General features: G+C 45.7%; 14 protein-coding genes. 10 read left to right on the forward strand and 4 right to left on the reverse strand.

Translation table 11 applies throughout. The features are described from left to right. The first annotated feature begins 12 nt into the window (after positions 1–12). From JSY38_RS11135 to JSY38_RS11170, 8 genes are all read left to right on the forward strand, one after another. A complete protein-coding gene (locus JSY38_RS11135; protein WP_205113292.1) occupies positions 13–1,521 on the forward strand; it encodes a tripartite tricarboxylate transporter permease in 1,509 nt (502 codons plus the stop codon). Then, positions 1,518–3,089 carry a galactarate dehydratase gene (garD, locus tag JSY38_RS11140; protein WP_205113293.1) on the forward strand — a complete coding sequence of 524 codons (1,572 nt, stop codon included), beginning with the start codon at positions 1,518–1,520 and terminating at the stop codon, positions 3,087–3,089. The genes JSY38_RS11135 and garD overlap by 4 nt, the downstream gene beginning before the upstream one ends. Positions 3,090–3,203: 114 nt before the next feature. Beyond that, the gene (locus JSY38_RS11145; protein WP_205113294.1) at positions 3,204–4,112 is read left to right on the forward strand and encodes a 5-dehydro-4-deoxyglucarate dehydratase; all 909 of its coding nucleotides are present in this window, start codon (positions 3,204–3,206) and stop codon (positions 4,110–4,112) included. Positions 4,113–4,180: 68 nt separating this feature from the next. Beyond that, a complete protein-coding gene (locus tag JSY38_RS11150; protein WP_205113295.1) occupies positions 4,181–5,506 on the forward strand; it encodes an enolase C-terminal domain-like protein in 1,326 nt (441 codons plus the stop codon). 67 nt (positions 5,507–5,573) lie between these two features. After that, positions 5,574–6,320 (forward strand): FadR/GntR family transcriptional regulator, encoded by a 747-nt coding sequence (locus tag JSY38_RS11155; protein WP_239543950.1) that lies wholly within the window; start codon positions 5,574–5,576, stop codon positions 6,318–6,320. A gap of 145 nt (positions 6,321–6,465) precedes the next feature. Next, positions 6,466–8,052, forward strand: coding sequence for an aldehyde dehydrogenase (NADP(+)) (locus tag JSY38_RS11160; protein ID WP_205113297.1), 1,587 nt, complete (start codon positions 6,466–6,468; stop codon positions 8,050–8,052). 89 nt (positions 8,053–8,141) lie between these two features. After that, a complete protein-coding gene (locus JSY38_RS11165; RefSeq protein ID WP_205113298.1) occupies positions 8,142–9,080 on the forward strand; it encodes an AEC family transporter in 939 nt (312 codons plus the stop codon). A 22-nt stretch (positions 9,081–9,102) separates the two neighbouring features. Beyond that, entirely contained in the window at positions 9,103–10,056 is a 954-nt protein-coding gene (locus JSY38_RS11170) for a 2-hydroxyacid dehydrogenase (RefSeq protein ID WP_205113299.1), read from the forward strand. 113 nt (positions 10,057–10,169) lie between these two features. On the opposite strand, the gene JSY38_RS11175 is transcribed toward JSY38_RS11170, so the two are convergent. From JSY38_RS11175 to JSY38_RS11190, 4 genes are all read right to left on the reverse strand, one after another. Beyond that, positions 10,170–11,441 (reverse strand): glucarate dehydratase family protein, encoded by a 1,272-nt coding sequence (locus JSY38_RS11175; RefSeq protein WP_205113300.1) that lies wholly within the window; start codon positions 11,439–11,441, stop codon positions 10,170–10,172. 91 nt (positions 11,442–11,532) lie between these two features. After that, positions 11,533–11,655 carry a dihydroxy-acid dehydratase gene (locus tag JSY38_RS11180; RefSeq protein WP_205113301.1) on the reverse strand — a complete coding sequence of 41 codons (123 nt, stop codon included), beginning with the start codon at positions 11,653–11,655 and terminating at the stop codon, positions 11,533–11,535. A 15-nt stretch (positions 11,656–11,670) separates the two neighbouring features. After that, a complete protein-coding gene (locus JSY38_RS11185) occupies positions 11,671–13,749 on the reverse strand; it encodes a TRAP transporter large permease subunit (protein ID WP_205113302.1) in 2,079 nt (692 codons plus the stop codon). Between the two features lie 108 nt (positions 13,750–13,857). Continuing rightward, positions 13,858–14,892, reverse strand: coding sequence for a TRAP transporter substrate-binding protein (locus JSY38_RS11190; RefSeq protein WP_205113303.1), 1,035 nt, complete (start codon positions 14,890–14,892; stop codon positions 13,858–13,860). A gap of 214 nt (positions 14,893–15,106) precedes the next feature. On the opposite strand from JSY38_RS11190, the gene JSY38_RS11195 reads away from it, so the two are divergent. Together JSY38_RS11195 and JSY38_RS11200 are read left to right on the forward strand one after the other, a co-directional pair. Next, positions 15,107–15,802, forward strand: a complete 696-nt coding sequence (locus JSY38_RS11195; RefSeq protein ID WP_239543951.1) for a GntR family transcriptional regulator — start codon at positions 15,107–15,109, stop codon at positions 15,800–15,802. Between the two features lie 137 nt (positions 15,803–15,939). Then, a complete protein-coding gene (locus JSY38_RS11200) occupies positions 15,940–16,890 on the forward strand; it encodes an AEC family transporter (protein ID WP_205113305.1) in 951 nt (316 codons plus the stop codon). The last annotated feature ends 29 nt before the right edge of the window (positions 16,891–16,919 follow it).

Below are 16,919 nucleotides of genomic sequence, written 5' to 3' on the forward strand. Positions count from 1 at the left end.
CGGAGTGACTTTATGGAATTTCTTGAATTACTTTCACCGTCCTTCTTTTTATTAGCGGCGGCTGGATCCATCATCGGCATCATTTTTGGTGCTATCCCTGGTATGACAGCGACAATGGCTGTTGCAGTGTGTCTACCATTAACTTATACCTTGGGCTTACAAGAAGGCTTAGCGCTGTTGCTAGGACTATATGTTGGCGGTATTTCGGGTGGTTTGGTGCCTGCTGTATTGCTGAATATTCCAGGTACGCCGTCGTCGATTACGACAACCTTTGATGGTTATCCGATGGCGCAACGGGGTGAAGCCGAGCGTGCCCTGAAGACCTGTATTGTTGCTTCTTTGTTTGGCGGTACGTTCAGCGCGATCGTATTGTTCTTCTTTGCGCCTGTCTTGTCAGACTTCGCTATTAAGTTCTCATACATTGAGAAGTTCCTAATGATCTTTTTTGCAATGTCGGTTATTGCGTCATTGTCTAAAAATATTCTAATGGGCGTTTTTAGTGGGCTACTTGGTGTATTGCTTAGTTTGATAGGCACTTACGATGTGTCTAACGGTGGTAATGGCGAATATCGTCTAATGGCACCGTTCATGGAACCTTACTTGGCTTATGGCTTTTCATTGTTGCCGGTATTGATTGGTCTTTTCGGTATTTCAACCATCATTGAAGAAGCTGAAAAGGGCGCCAGAGAACCCTCTTTTGAAAATAAAGTAAATCTCAGTAAAGGTACGCCTTTTCGCTTCAATATTTTCAGAGGCCAATTTAGTAACTTATTGCGCTCTTCTTCGATCGGCACATTCATTGGTATGTTGCCTGGTATTGGTGGAAGTGCGGCGTCGATTTTAGCGTATACACAACAAAAGAATTTTTCTAAGCACCCAGAGAAGTTGGGTAAAGGTGAGCCAGAGGGCTTGGTGGCATCAGAGTCGGCAAATAACGGTTTGACTGGTGGTGCTTTGATTCCTTTGTTGTCGTTGGGTATTCCTGGCGACAGTACAACTGCTGTCTTGATTGGAGCCTTTACGCTGCAAGGTTTACAAGTAGGGCCTTTGTTCATTGGCGAAAATATAGACACATGGTTCTCGATGATAACGGCGCTTATGTTTGCCAACATCGTCATGTTTATCGTGATGTTCTATGCCATTCGTCATATCGCTAAAGTGGTGCTGATTCCGAAATTTATCTTATACCCAATCATTGTAATGATGTGTGCAGTGGGCGCTTATGCGATTAACTACGGCATCATGTTTGATGTATGGACATTGTTCTTATTCGGTGTTGCTGGTTGGGTCTTTACTAAGATTGGTATTGAGATTGCGCCTTTGGTTATCGGCTTTATCTTGGGCAGCAGTGCCGAAGTGTATTTTGTGAAGAGTTTAGAGTCTTACGGTGAGTATTCCATTTTGTTCACCAAAAGTCCGATTGCGATGGTGTTATGGGGGTTGATTATTTTATCTATCGTCGTGTCTGTGATGATCCATAGAAAAAGCAAACAACACGCGAATAAAGAGGTGAAGTCATGAGTGATTCTTATGTACTGATTCAAATACATGAAAGTGACAATGTTGCCATTATCTTAAATCAAGGTGGTGCACCAAAGGGGGCCGAGCTTCCAGGTGGCGTTGTCTTGTTAGAAGACGTGCCACAGGGTCATAAGGTTGCTTTGGCTGATATTGCTAATGGCGGTGAAGTGCGTCGTTACAATGAAGTAGTGGGCTACGCAAAACACGAAATTAAACAAGGCTCTTGGGTGTCTGAGAAAGTGGTCGATATGCCGACGCCTCCTGCACTCGATGAGTTGCCACTGGCGACTCGCGAGAAGCCTGCTTTTGAGCCTTTGGAAGGTTATACCTTTGATGGTTATAAAAATCCGGATGGCTCAGCGGGCACTAAAAACTTGTTAGGTATCAGTACCAGCGTGCAATGTGTTGCCGGTATTACTGACTATGTTGTTAAGTTGATCAAAAAAACGCTTTTACCAAAATACCCAAATGTAGATGGCGTTGTGGCACTCAATCATAGCTATGGTTGTGGGGTGGCAATTACTGCGCCTGCGGCTATCGTGCCAATTCGTACATTACAAAACATCGCTAAAAATCCGAACTTTGGTGGTGAAATTATGGTGGTAGGTTTGGGTTGTGAAAAGCTCTCTCCATCACGCTTGCTTGAAATAGACGATGAGCAAGCGATTAATATTTTGCCAAACTCTGAAGCGGCCAAGACTTTAGAAGACCATGTGGTGAGCCTGCAGGATGAAAATCATCACGGTTTCCAAGATATGGTCGACCATATTATGGAGATGGCCGAAGCGCACCTTGAACGTTTAAACAAGCGACGTCGAGAGCCGTGCCCAATTTCAGAGCTGGTTGTTGGTATGCAGTGTGGTGGTAGCGATGCTTTTTCTGGCATTACTGCGAACCCCGCTGTTGGTTATGCGTCAGATTTGATTGTTCGTGCAGGCGGTTCTGTCATGTTTTCTGAGGTGACAGAAGTGCGTGATGCTATCCATCTTTTAACGCCACGAGCGGACACAGTGGAAGTTGGAAAGGCCTTGCTGCGTGAAATGCAATGGTACGACGATTACCTAAATCAAGGTCAAGCCGATCGCAGCGCAAACACCACACCGGGTAACAAAAAAGGCGGTCTGAACAACATAGTGGAAAAATCCCTTGGTTCCATTACTAAGTCGGGTAATAGCCCCATTATCGATGTGCTAAGTCCAGGTGAGCGTATTCGTAAACGAGGGCTTATATTTGCGGCAACGCCTGCCAGTGATTTTATTTGTGGCACCTTGCAGTTCGCTTCTGGAATGAATATCCAAGTATTTACCACAGGACGTGGTACGCCGTATGGCTTGGAGGTCGCCCCTGTTATTAAAGTGTCGACAAACTCTACGTTGGGTAAGCGTTGGCACGACTTAATTGATATGGATGCAGGACGTATCGCGAGCAAAGAAATTACTTTAGAAGAAGCAGGCTGGGAGTTGTTCCACCTCATTCTTGATGTCGCGTCAGGGCGTAAGCAAGTGGCTGCAGATAAGCTGGGCTTACACAATGATTTGGTCTTATTTAATCCTGCACCAGTGACCTAATTATTAGGCGAAATGTCATTGCTATTTGAATGTATGGTTGTATGATGTATAACAAACTAAAAATTTCTAACAAGCCTTAAGGCAAAGTTAATAACAAGAAGTGAGGAAAACAAAATGGCTTTTTCTGTTGAACAAATGCGCGGCGCTCTAAGTGATGGTCTTTTATCATTCCCGGTAACTGACTTCGATGCGAACGGTAAATTTAACGCTGAGACATATAAAGAGCGCCTAGAGTCGTTCATCAAGCACGGCGTTTCTTCAATTTTCATTGCTGGTGGCACTGGCGAGTTTTTCTCTCTTGATGAAGAAGACTTCCGCGAAATCGTTAAGGTTTCTGTTGCAACAGTAAAAGGTCGTGTACCAGTAATTGCTGCTGCAGGCCGCAGCGTAAAAGATGCGTCTAACTTTTCTAAAATTGCTGCAGATGCAGGTTGTGATGGTATCTTGTTGATGCCTCCATTCTTAACGGAATGCCCAGAAGACGGCATCATAGAATACGCATCGGCGGTTATGGCGAGCGCTGATACTCAATTTATTTACTATAACCGTGGTAATGGCATTCTAAGCGCTGAGTCTGTTAAAGAGCTGGCTGCTCGTAACCCGAACATGGTGGCGCTAAAAGATGGCGTGGGTAACATCGCAGCATTGAATGACACGATTAAAACAGTAGGTGATCGTCTAGTTTACATCGGTGGTGTTCCAACGGCTGAGATCTTTGCTGAAGCCTACCTTTCAATTGGTGTTAATACATATTCATCTGCTGCGTACAACTTCATGCCTGAAATGGCGATGGACTTTTATAAAGCATTGCGTGGTGGTGATCAGGCAACGGTAACGCGTATTATTCAAGATTTCTTCATTCCTTTCTGTCGCCTACGTGACACTAAGAAGGGTTATGCGGTAAGTCTGATTAAAGCTGGTGCGGCACTGAAAGGCATCTCAGCTGGCGATGTGCGTCCGCCTCTTACTATGCCAAACGCTGCAGATCTTGCTGCTTTAAAAGCGATTATTGAACGTAATTAAGCATTAAAGATTAAGGTGGGGGAGTTTACTCTCCCATTCGATCTAATAAATCGGGGAGAGCCCATCATATGTTTACAACAATTAAAAAAATGCAGGTAGTGCCAGTTGCTGGCTATGATAGTTTTCTGCTGAATCTTAGTGGTGGTCACGCACCATGGTTTATTCGTACAGTAGTAATACTGGAAGATAATGATGGAAATATCGGCCTAGGCGAAGTGCCAGCAACCGATAAAATTATTTCTACACTGGAAGAATGTCGCGCCCTAGTCGAAGGGCAGAGCGTCGGAAAGTGGAAAAGCATTATTAGTGATGTGCGTAATGCGACATCCGGTAAAGTGGATGATGTTCGCGGCAACCAAACCTTTGACCTTAGAACGGCTGTTCACGTTATTACAGCAATTGAGTCTGCATTGTTGGATTTGGCTGGTCAAAATATGGGCTTACCTGTTGTTGATTTACTTGGTCAATATGGCAAACAGCGCGACGAAGTTGAAGCGTTAGGCTATTTATTTTTCCTAGGTGACCGCACCAAAACAAACTTGCCTTACCCAACCTATGATAATCCTGTTGATGAGTGGGATCGTGTACGTGGTCTAGAAGCCGTGACGCCAGATTCTATAGCAACACTCGCAAAAGCCGCTTACGACCGTTATGGCTTCAAAGACTTTAAATTAAAAGGTGGTGTTCTTGATGGCCATCAAGAAGCAGATTGTATTCGCGCATTATACGAAGCCTTCCCAGAAGCACGTTTGACGTTAGATCCAAATGGCGCTTGGACGCTTGATCAGGCAGTAGAATATCTAGATCCAATCAAACACATGTTGAGCTACGCAGAAGACCCTTGTGGTCAAGAAGGTGCTTGGTCTGGTCGTGAAACTATGTCTGAATTCAAACGCAGAACGGGTTTGAAAACCGCAACTAACATGATCGCAACGGACTGGAAACAGTTCAAAAATGCAGTGCGTATGGACTCTGTTGATATTCCGCTGGCCGATTGTCATTTCTGGACCATGCAAGGTGCCGTAGCCGTAGGTGAATTATGTAACGAATGGGGCATGACGTGGGGATCTCACAGCAACAACCACTTCGATATCTCTTTGGCGATGATGACGCATGTTGCTGCTGCTTGTCCGGGTGAAGTGACCGCAATTGATACCCATTGGATTTGGCAAGATGGCCAGCGCGTTACCAAAGACCCATTAAAAATTCGTGGTGGCAAAATTACCGTACCAACTAAACCTGGTTTAGGTATTGAATTGGACCGTGAAAAACTGATGGAAGCGCACGAATTATATAAAACGTTAACCTTAGGGCAGCGTGACGATAGTCAGGCAATGCAGTTTCTTATTCCGGGTTGGACATTTGATTCTAAGAAACCAGCGCTTGTTAGATAGTTAGCACTGGGGTAATGTTCTGGGTTTTAGAATATACGGCGTATTTAGAATGGATGGGGTTAAAACGGTGGCTAAATCACTACAAATAGAGCGAGTGGGTAAGGGCGATAGCTTAGCAAGCAATGTTGCAAAACAACTTGAAAAGCAAATTTCGGCTGGCCATATTTCTGTTGGAGATAAATTACCAACAGAAAATGCATTATGCGATCTATTTGGTGTGAGCCGCACCGTTATCCGAGAAGCAATTACACAGCTGAAGTCACTGGGTCTGGTTGAAACGAAACGTGGGGTTGGTACCAGCGTTATTCGTGCTCAGTCTAGTGAGACGTTGTTTGCTTATCAGATTGACCCCACTGCCATTGCCGATATTCTACATATCTTAGAAATGCGTTTGAGTGTTGAAACAACGGCTTGTGAGCTGGCAGCTTTACGTCGCTCAGAAGAAGATGTGGCAATACTTGAAAAACATTTTAATGATTTTGACGAGGCATTAAGTCGAGGCGAATTGGCACGAAAAGAAGACTATGCTTTTCATTTAGCTATTTGTTCTGCTACTCGTAACCCTTTCCTTAAACAGTTCTATGAGCAGTTTAATAAGAACGTTATCCCAAGAGCAAAGTTAATAAATACAGACTTGGAGCAAGTTGCAACAGACGAATACTTACGTCGTATTCGATCTGAGCATCTTGAGATCTTTAACTGTATTAGAGACCAAAATGCAGAAGGTGCCAGACAGGCAATGCATAACCATTTATATCGTGCCTATCACCTATATGAACGTTATCAAAGCGATAATACGTTTGATTTAGAGTGAGACCATTTTTACGCGCGATCAGATTATTGTATTGCACAAAGCCTTCACCACAATGTAATTGAGACGAACCTAGCTCGTTTCTTTTTATTGCTCGCGCGTGTTTTTTAAGCACGCGCTTATTTTGTACAAAAAAATTGGGGGAAACATGGATACGAAAGGGCTTCTTAAAGGCACTTCATTGGTGGCAGGTAACGATATTACTGGCACGCAAAAAGCCATTTATGCAATCAATCCTGCGACAAATGAAACACTTGAACCTGCTTATAATGGCGCAACCAAAGACGAAGTTGAGCAAGCGGTGAGTGCTGCTTGGCAAGCATTTGATCAATACCGTGCCATTAGTACAGAAAAACGTGCCGCTTTCCTAGAATGCGTCGCTGATGAAATTTTAGCATTAGGTGATGCCTTGGTAGAGCGTGCTATGGCGGAATCTGGTTTGCCAAAAGCGCGTATCGAAGGTGAGCGTGGCCGTACTATGGGGCAATTACGTTTGTTCGCTGGCGTTGTTCGTTTGGGTAAAGCTACGGATGCTCGCATTGATCCTGCTATGCCAGATCGTGCGCCATTGCCTCGCTCTGATTTACGTTTCCAAAAAATTGCCTTAGGCCCAGTTGCGGTCTTTGGTGCAAGTAACTTCCCATTGGCTTTCTCTGTTGCTGGTGGTGATACAGCGTCTGCATTGGCGGCAGGCTGTCCTGTTGTCGTAAAAGCACATTCTGCTCATCCTGGTACGTCTGAACTTGTTGGTCGCGCGATTACGGCAGCGGTTAAAAAATGCGGCCTGCCTGCAGGCGTTTTCTCTCTACTTTATGGCTCTGGCCGTGAAATCGGTAGTGCTTTGGTAGCGCACCCTTCTATTAAAGCCGTTGGTTTTACTGGATCTCGTAGCGGTGGCGTTGCGCTGATGAATATTGCTGCAAATCGTCCTGAGCCAATTCCTGTTTATGCAGAAATGAGCAGCATCAACCCAGTCTTTGTCATGCCTGAAAAACTGTCTGCTGAAGCGCAAAGTGTGGCGAAAGGTTTTGTTGGCTCACTTGCCATGGGCGCAGGTCAATTCTGTACAAACCCAGGCATGGTTGTTCTGTTGAAAGGCGAAGCGGCGGATAGCTTTAAAGCAACGGTTGCTAGCGAAGTACAAGCATTGGGCACACAAACCATGCTAACACCTGGTATTTACCAAGCTTACTGTGAAGGTGTTGAGAAACTGAACAACAACTCAACAGCGGCACTGTTGGCGAAAGGTAATGATAGCGATCAACCAAACCAGTGTTGCCCACATGTATTCGCTACCAGTGCGAAAGCTTTCTTGGCTGATGCATCAATGGAAGATGAAGTATTTGGCTCAACGTCTTTGATCATCGAGTGCGATACCTTGGATGAATACAAGGTGGTGGCTGAGCATTTAGAAGGTCAATTGACTGCAACGGTTCAAATGTCTGATGAGGATGTTGAAGCCGTTCGAGCTTTGTTACCCACGCTAGAGCGTAAAGTCGGTCGTATCCTATGCAATGGCTACCCAACAGGTGTAGAAGTGTGTCATTCCATGGTTCATGGTGGTCCTTTCCCTGCAACCTCTGATAGCCGTTCTACGTCTGTTGGTAGTGCGGCGATTGATCGCTTCCTACGACCAGTGTGTTACCAAGACTTCCCAAGCTCATTGATCCCTGAAGCCATTCAAGATAAGAATCCTTTGAATGTGCCGCAATTGGTGGATGGAAAGTTTAACTAAGTCACACTTATTAAGCTCCAATAATCGCTATTTCAAGGGGCACTTCGGTGCCCCTTTTTATTTGTTGCTGTGCTATTTGGGAGAGATTGATGGAAGTGACTGCTTTTACGGCTATTTTGGATGTGTCCATCCCCGTTTTATTACTGATAGTGGTTGGGGCCTTTCTGAGAAAGCGAGGCGTCATTGATGACAGTTTCATTGCTTCTGGCTCACGCTTTGTCTTTGCTGTCGGCATGCCGACGTTACTCTTTTTTAGCATGCTTGGGGCGAGTCCGAGTAATTTGATGTCATGGCAAATGCCGCTGTTTTTTGCGGTAGGTATACTGCTTACCTTCGGTTTCGCATGGTGGTTATCTGGCCGTGCGAAAGTGCCAGAACACGAGCGAGGCATCTTTATTCAAATCGCATTTCGCGGTAATACTGGTGTGTTCAGTTTAGCCCTTGTTGTGAACATGTTTGGCGACGAAGGCGTTGTAATAGGCGGTGTTTTGGCCAGTATCACGTCTGTTATGTTTAACGTGTTGGCCGAAATTGCTCTGTCACGTTATCAAAAAGACTACACCATTAGTCACAAAGCATTGTTTGGCACCATCGTGCGCAATCCGATGATTGTTGGTGTTGTGGCAGGCATTATCGTGAATCTGATCGGCTTGCCGATTCCGAGTCAGGTAGTGACCACAGGTAAGTATTTAGGCAGTGTGACTTTACCCTTAGCTTTGTTGTGCATTGGCGGCTCGTTGGCTACCAGTCGCTTTATTTTACCGCGCCGTATTTCGTTAGCGATTGCGGTTAAAGTTTTTATTAGCCCAGTGATTTTAACCTGCTTGGCTGCATTATTAGGCTTCTCTGAGCACGAGCAGTTGTATCTATTCTTGTTTTTTGGTGCGCCCGTCGCAGCGTCAGCCTACGTCGTTTCTGTAGCCCATGGCAGTGACGGCAAAGTGACCGCCAATGCCATTGCCACATCCACCTTAGTCGGCTCATTGGTGATCGTATTTATCGCTCCAGTGCTGTTGGCGATACTTTAAACGGACATAAGGAAATCATTATATGAGTAAAATCGACGTATTGGTCGTTTGGCCAAACCGCCCAGAACAAATGCAAATGCTGGCAGACACTTATGAACTACATCGTTACGATCTTGCCTCAGTAGAAGAAAAAGCCGCCATGATCGGTGCTGTTGGTGACAAGATACGTGCGGTGGCAACCACTCACGGGGGCGGCTTTGACGAAACCTTATTGGCGCAACTGCCGAATTTGGAAATCGTTTGTTCATCCAGTGTGGGTCTGGATACCATCTGCGTGGAAGCCTGCCACAAGCGCGGCATTCCTGTTACAAATACGCCGGATGTATTGACCGATGATGTGGCCGATATGGCGATGATGCTCACATTGACGACACTGCGCCGTATGTTGCCTGCAGTGGATTGGATTCAGAGTGGTCACTGGGTCGAGAAGGGCATGATGCCGTTGAATGCCTCTCTGAAAGGTAAAACTCTTGGTATCGTAGGCTTAGGGCGAATTGGCAAAGCCATCGCAGCCCGTGCTGAAGCGTTTGGTATGAGTGTCAGTTACTTCAGTCGTCAAGCTAAAACAGATGTCGCTTACCGTCACTACGACGATCTGGTTGCCTTGGCAAAAGACGTGGATGTGTTAGCACCGGTCATTCCTGGTGGCCCAGCGACAGAAGGCTTAATTAGCCGCGAAGTTTTGAAAGCATTAGGTGAGGACAGCTACTTTATCAATGTTTCGCGTGGTTCCGTCGTTGATGAAGAGGCGTTAGTAGAGTTGCTTGAACAGCGCGCGATCAAAGGTGCGGGTTTGGATGTATTTGTGGATGAACCGAATGTTCCTAAAGCACTACTGTCTATGGATCACGTGGTCTTACAGCCTCACTGTGCTAGCGGCACTTACGAAACGCGTGCTGCCATGGCGCAATTGGTAGTGGAAAATCTCGCTGCGCACTTTGCAGGTAAACCACTGCTTACGCCTGTTATTCTTTGATTTTCTAGATAAAAAAGCTCGAATTTCCATAGGGAAATTCGAGCAAGCTAGAGCACAACTTTTGCCTGAACATTGCTCCTTTAAGTCGGCAAGACATTAAAGGATCTAACCTCTTAGAAGCGTGGTACGGTGCCTTTCCAGTCTGGTTGGTACTTGCGCATTTCCGCAACGTCATCACGAGCACGGATGCCACAGTTTTCATAGTTTTTGGCTAACACAGCTAAGGCGTCTCTATCCAATTCCACACCTAAGCCAGGTTTATCAGGGACCACGACTGCGCCATTTTTGAATGGGATCTTGCCGCCGACAATCACTTCCTCTTCTTGCCAAGGGTAGTGTGTGTCGCAGGCGTAGGTTAGATTATCAATCGCTGCGGCGGCATGAGTCATGGCCATTAAGCTGATGCCTAAGTGAGAGTTGGAGTGCATTGATAGGCCGATGTCCCATGTTTTACACAACTGTGCCAATTCTTGTGTGGCTCTTAGGCCGCCCCAGTAATGGTGATCAGACAAAATGACTTGCACCGAATCCAGCTCGATGGCCTTTGGAATGTCAAAGAACCCAATGACATACATATTGGTCGCTAATGGAATGTCGGTCATGGCGCTTACTTGTCCCATGGCTTCTTGGCCGTGGGCAGGGTCTTCTAAATATTGCAGTAGTCCATTGCCAAATTTGTCTAATAAGCGCTTGGTGGTTTCAACCGTCCAACCACCATTGGGATCAATACGCAGCGGTACATCTGGGAAGGCCTCACGTAGTGCTTCTAGCGCTTCAATCTCTTTTTCCGGCTCGAACACACCCGCTTTGAGTTTGATCGATTGGAAGCCGTATTGATCAATCATCTTTTTCGCTTGCGCAACGATTTGCTCTGGTGTTACCGCTTCGCCCCATGTATCTACCCATGGATCATCGGTAAAGCCATGACGTTCAAATTTGTAGAACAGGTAAGCGCTGTAGGCAACTTCATCGCGTACTTTACCGCCTAATAAATCACATACAGGACGGCCTGTAATCTTACCCATTAGGTCTAAGCAAGCGACTTCGAAGGCAGAGAAAATACGTGGTACTGTGGTTGCGCCCAATGTTCCTGGGGCGATGTCTAGCCCTGAGTTTGGATCAGGTAGAGTGACAACGGATTCAATCTTGTTACGGATCGCATTGACATTGAAGACATCCATGCCCACTAGGTGTGGCGCGACTTGGCGCAATTGGCTGATGGTCTGTTCGTCGCCATAACTTTCGCCTAAACCGTACTGGCCGTCTTCTGTCTTTATTTCAATAATGGTGCGTAAAGCCCATGCTTCATGAACACCATAAACATTGAGTAGTGGAGGATCACGGAACGCAATAGGCGTAATTTCAATTTGTTTAATACGTGACATACGGTTATCTCCTGATAAAAGGGAGTCTTATCGATGGCTTTTTGCCATCAATAAGAAGGTTAAAAATGTAAATGGTTAATATCCTAAAGTGCTAGGCAAAACCTGCGGCGAGAGCAAACATACAAACGATTAGAATGGTGGCAACAACGCCCCCCGCAATCCAAGGCGCAACGCCATAACGGTCAATTTCAGACTGATTATCGTGACCAATCATAAATATTCTCCTAGGTTAATTTCCGAGCGCTTCGGGAAGCCAAAGGGCGATTTGAGGGAAGCTCATTACCAGAATCAACCCGACAATTTGTAAGCCGATAAATGGCAACACAGAGATGAAGATTTCTTGCAGAGAAATGTCTTTTGGTGCGACTGATTTGAGCCAGAAGCAGGCTGGACCAAACGGTGGTGATAAGAAGTAAATCTGAATGTTGAGAACAAACAGAATACCAAACCAGACTTTTGCTTGATCTGGCGTCAGCCCAAGCTCAGGCGCTAGGGTCATGACGACGGGGGCAAAAACAGGAACCGTAATTAGCACGATGGCGATCCATTCCATAAAGGTGCCTAAGATCACCAAAATCAGCATCATTACCAAGATTACGCCAATGGCTGGAATGCCAAGGTTCATAAACAGTGAGCGCATAAAGTCCGCGCCACCGATTAGATTGAAGATACCGACAAAAGATACGGACCCCAGTACCAACCAAATGATGGTGCCCACGGTGGCCATAGAACCAACTAAAGATGCCTTAAGCATGGACCATTTAAATTCGTGACGCACTGCAGAAACAATCATGGCACCCAAGGCACCCACTGCCGCCGCTTCGGTGACCGAAGCGATACCGCCATAGATGGACCCCATCACACAGCCGATTAGCATAATGCTCAGGAATACTGCGCTCAGACGAGCTTTAGACAGCTTACGCTCTTCACCTGTTAGCGCTGCTACTTCTTTCGCTGTTGGCGCTAATTTAGGATTAATGTGCACACGAATCAGAACATACAGTGCATAGAAGACCGCCAGCATTAGCCCAGGTACGGCTCCTGCCATAAATAGATCGCCAATGGCGACTTCAGCAGACAGGCCGTAAACGATCATGATGATCGAAGGTGGAATCAGGGTTGCCAAGGCGCCTGCAGCACAAATTAAGCCAATGCTCATTTTTCGGTCATAGCCTAAGCGCAGCATTTGAGGCAAAGCCACAAGACCAAGCATCACAATTTCGCCGCCCATTACACCGGACATGGCCGCGAGAATAACCGCCACAACTACGGTTTGTACTGCCACGCCACCGCGTAGATTGCCTGCAAATATCGACATGGCATCGAACAAATCTTCTGCGATACCTGATTTTTCTAGGATCGTCGCCATTAATACGAAAAAGGGAATGGCTATCAAGGTGTAGTGGTCAAGCAATGCTGCAGTGTTGGCAGATACTAGGTACAACCCGCGCGGGCCAAAAAAAGCAACGGCCATTACGACTGAGACGATCAAGGTTACGATACCCAGTGGCATACCTGTCATCATCAAAGACACCAGCATCGCGACCATGATTAAGGATATTACCCCTAAGCTGTATGAGCGCATGTCCAGTGCAGCGCTTGGGTCTAGGCTTTGGCCAACCGCTGAGAAGTAACCACTCACGCCATCGAAAATCGATCCAGGTCCAGAAATATAGGCCAGTACACCATTAATAAAGTACAGCACCATAAATAGACCGATTATCTTCACTGCCGCTTTGGCCCATCTGCTGTTTACGTGACGCCAAAGGTTAACGGTTAGCTGAGCGAGGTACATGAATCCACCCAGCATGAGTAAGGTTTTCAACAGCATGGGCATGGGGGAATTAAACGCACTACCGGTACGTTCAATATGATCTATCGCCATGTAGGCGCGCATGGAAGCATCGGATAGCAACAGGAATAGCGCAACAATACCAATGCAAGATGCAAATAGATCAAGGCGCCATTGGGCTTTAGGGGAGACGATATTATGAATCACCGTAATACCAATATGGCGTTTCTTTAGCGTGATGTAGCCTGCCGACAGCATCCAACTTGCGGCGCACAGCACCATCACCACTTCAAATGCCCATTGTGTTGGCGAATTAAACACATAGCGGGCAACAACTTCCCATAAGGTGGCACCGGCCGCAACAAGGTAAAGCAGCGAAACCCCAATGCCAGAAAAGTGGCTAAAGTGATCTATGGGCGTGTATTCGAATTCTTCATGCTGCTGCGCATGCTCAATCGGGTTGTCGTCGGCAATTTCGACAATGTCATCAGCGTTGAGGCTTTGAGTTTTGGACATAGTGTTCACCTGATCTATCAGCCTACTGCATGGGGAGGCTTATTTTTATGTGAAAGGTGCGACGGCGGGACAATGCCCAGCCGCCGCTAGTGGTAAATCACTCTTGGGCTAGAGTAGGCCTTTTTCGGTCATGAATTTAACGTGTGCTTTGTACACTTCTGTTGCTAGAGGTGATGCACTACCGAATGCTTCCCATGCTTGTTTCGCGATCTTACGGAAATCGTCTCGCTCGGATTGAGGCCAGTCGATGACGGTAATGTCGCCTTTGGCTTTGTCGCGTGCGACCAGCTCTTTATCTTTAGCATCTAGATAGGTGCGTAGGTCTGCGTAAGCGCTCAAGAACCATTCTGTTAGAGCAGCTTGGTCTTCTTTGTCTATCTTGTTCCAGGTTGCTTCGTTGATGGTAAATTGCATAAAAGGCATTGAGTGAATGCCAGGATAAATTGGAAATTTGGCGACCTTGTGCATGCCGCTGGCGTCATTGTTTGCGTACGCTGAAGAGTCAGCCGCGTCAATCACGTTTTTCTCTAGTGCGGTGTACACCTCAGAGCCTGGAAGTGACACGGGTGCTGCGCCGGCACGACGAAATACGTCTGCAGCAAGACCTTCAGGAGAGCGAACTTTCAACCCTTTCATATCTGCGACCCCACGAACCGGTACTTTTGATACGAAGGCTTCGCGTTTTTCAGAGCTACAGCCAATGACATGAACGCCGGGATCGTATTTGTTGTACATCTTTTGTAGCAGCTCTTTACCGCCGCCTTGCATGCAAAACTCTTCAATTTGGGCTGGATTGTCATAGCCTGCAATTAAGTCGCCCATTAACGCATAAGCGGGGTCTTTACCTGCAAAATAGCTGGTTGCGGTTAAGTCGCCATCCAAGATTCCCATAGAAACGGCCACAGGCGTTTCTTTATGTGAAACGACAGAGCCAATAGGTAGCAATTCTATTTGCAGGTCGCCTCCAGTCATTTCTTTTAGTTTAGGTATCCATATTTGATTCAAGCGAGTCAAACTGATGTGTGACGCATTAAAGCTGGTTTGGACCTTGAGCGTTTCAGCGTAGGTTGGGGCTACTGAAAATACTAACCCTGCTGTAAGTAGAGTTGCAGTGAGCGTTTTAGGTATGGATTTGAGAGGCATAGTTCTTCTCCTGATTTTTAGATTTATTGTTAGGAATTGCTCTTTATAGTTTCTTATATACTAATATATTAGTTGGCTTTGTCATTCATATACTAATATATTAATTTCGATGCGCAAGTCTTTTTTCTTTCGTGCTGCAAACGGCTCTGAGATAATGACTTAACTATTTAAGGCAAAATATGGCTTCAATCTTATGAACCAGAAGAATAATTATTTGATTAAAAATTATTTAGAGCAGAGTAACGACTTACCTCGTACAGCGGTTGATCGTGTGTATGATGATCTATTGCGTCGCATTGTTAGTTTAGAGCTTCCACCGGGATCGCAGCTTGTTCGAGGTGAGATGTGCAGTGAATATAAAGTCAGTCAAACACCGGTCAGAGAAGCATTGCTGAGACTAGAGCAGGTGGGCTTGGTGAATGTTAAGCCTCAGTCTGGTACAGAAGTTTCTTACATCGATGTAAAACAATTAGAGCAGAGTCACTTTCTTCGAGAGGCGCTCGAATTTGAAGTGGTGCGACAGTTAACGCTGATTTCAAACGAGGGAATTGTTTCACAGTTACGAGAGATTGTTGCAATGCAGGAGCAGGTTTCTACAGCAGACAGCGAGGACATTATCATGTTTGCTAAACTGGATGAGCTGTTCCATCGTTCAATGTTTACTGCCATAGGCCATGAGTCTTTGTATAAATTGGTGCGTTCAAGGTCTGGGCATATGGATCGTGTGCGACGCTTGCATTTACCTTCTGAAGGCAAGATTCGCAGTGTTCTGGCTGGACATACGGCGATTATTGATGCGATCGCGAGCGGTTCGCAAGACAAGGCTTTTGAGGCTATGCGTGATCATTTGGCGGGTACTATTTCACGAGTACGTATTTTACAGGAGGAATTTCCTGAGTATTTTTGCTAACCGTTATCCGCATTTTGGTTCGATATAAAATCCCTTGAACATTCCTTAATTGATCAACGATAAGTTGGTATAAAATAGGCTTTTTATGTACTGATAGAGCTCTCTATTAACCAAAAAGGTTGGTAGAGCGTTTCTTTATGGAGTCTATGTTGTTGGAAGCAAAAAGCGTTATATTGGATGTGGCTGCCCCCGTTTTACTTATGGTGGCGATGGGGGGCTTTTTAAGACGAATCAGGCTGATTAACGACGATTTTATTCTTGTTAGTTCACGGTTTGTTTTTAAAGTGTGCATGCCAACGTTGCTGTTTTTAGGGCTGTACTCTAATAATCTAAGCGGTCTCATCCGTGTGAACTTTGCGCTATATTTTGTCTTTTCTATTTTCCTCACTTTTTTGCTCGCTTGGTTTCTCGCGATTCGTATTTCATTGCCCTCTGCCCAGCGTGGGGTTTTTGTACAAATAGCCTTTCGGGGAAATTGCGGTGTTTTTAGTTTAGCGCTAGCCGTTAACATGTTCGGCCAAGAAGGCGTTGCTATCGGTGGGGTTATGTCAGGATTAAGTGTGCTGCTGTTTAATATTTTGGCGGAAATAATTTTGACTAGGTACAGTGATGGCGCTCTGCGTATTCGGTCTATGTTGAAAAACATGGCGCAGAACCCTCTTATACTGGCAATTATTCTTGGTGTTCTGGCGAATTTGTGTGCTTTACATTTACCTGTCTTTATCGTAAAAACAGGCTCCTTGATTGGTGGTGTAACATTGCCTTTGGCGTTAGTTTGTATTGGTGGTGCGTTGGCGACAAGCGGTCTTCGGTTACCTAGGTTTTTTTCTTTTGCCATTCTAAGTAAGGTGCTGATTAGCCCGTTTTTGTTTACCTTTATTGCTTTTTGGCTTGGTTTTACCCAAAAAGAATTATTATATCTCTTCCTATTCTTGAGTGCGCCAACGGCTGCATCTGCTTACGTGTCGGCAGTATCGAAAGGGGATGATGGCAGGTCGACTGCGAATGCTATCGCGAGCTCGACGTTAATTTCATCGGTGATCATTGTAATTTGTGTGCCTATTATCGTTAGGCTAACAAGCAGCTGATTAGCCCAAATTTTTGAGAATGTAGGGCT

Source organism: Marinomonas foliarum (assembly GCF_016906065.1).
Lineage (GTDB): Bacteria > Pseudomonadota > Gammaproteobacteria > Pseudomonadales > Marinomonadaceae > Marinomonas > Marinomonas foliarum.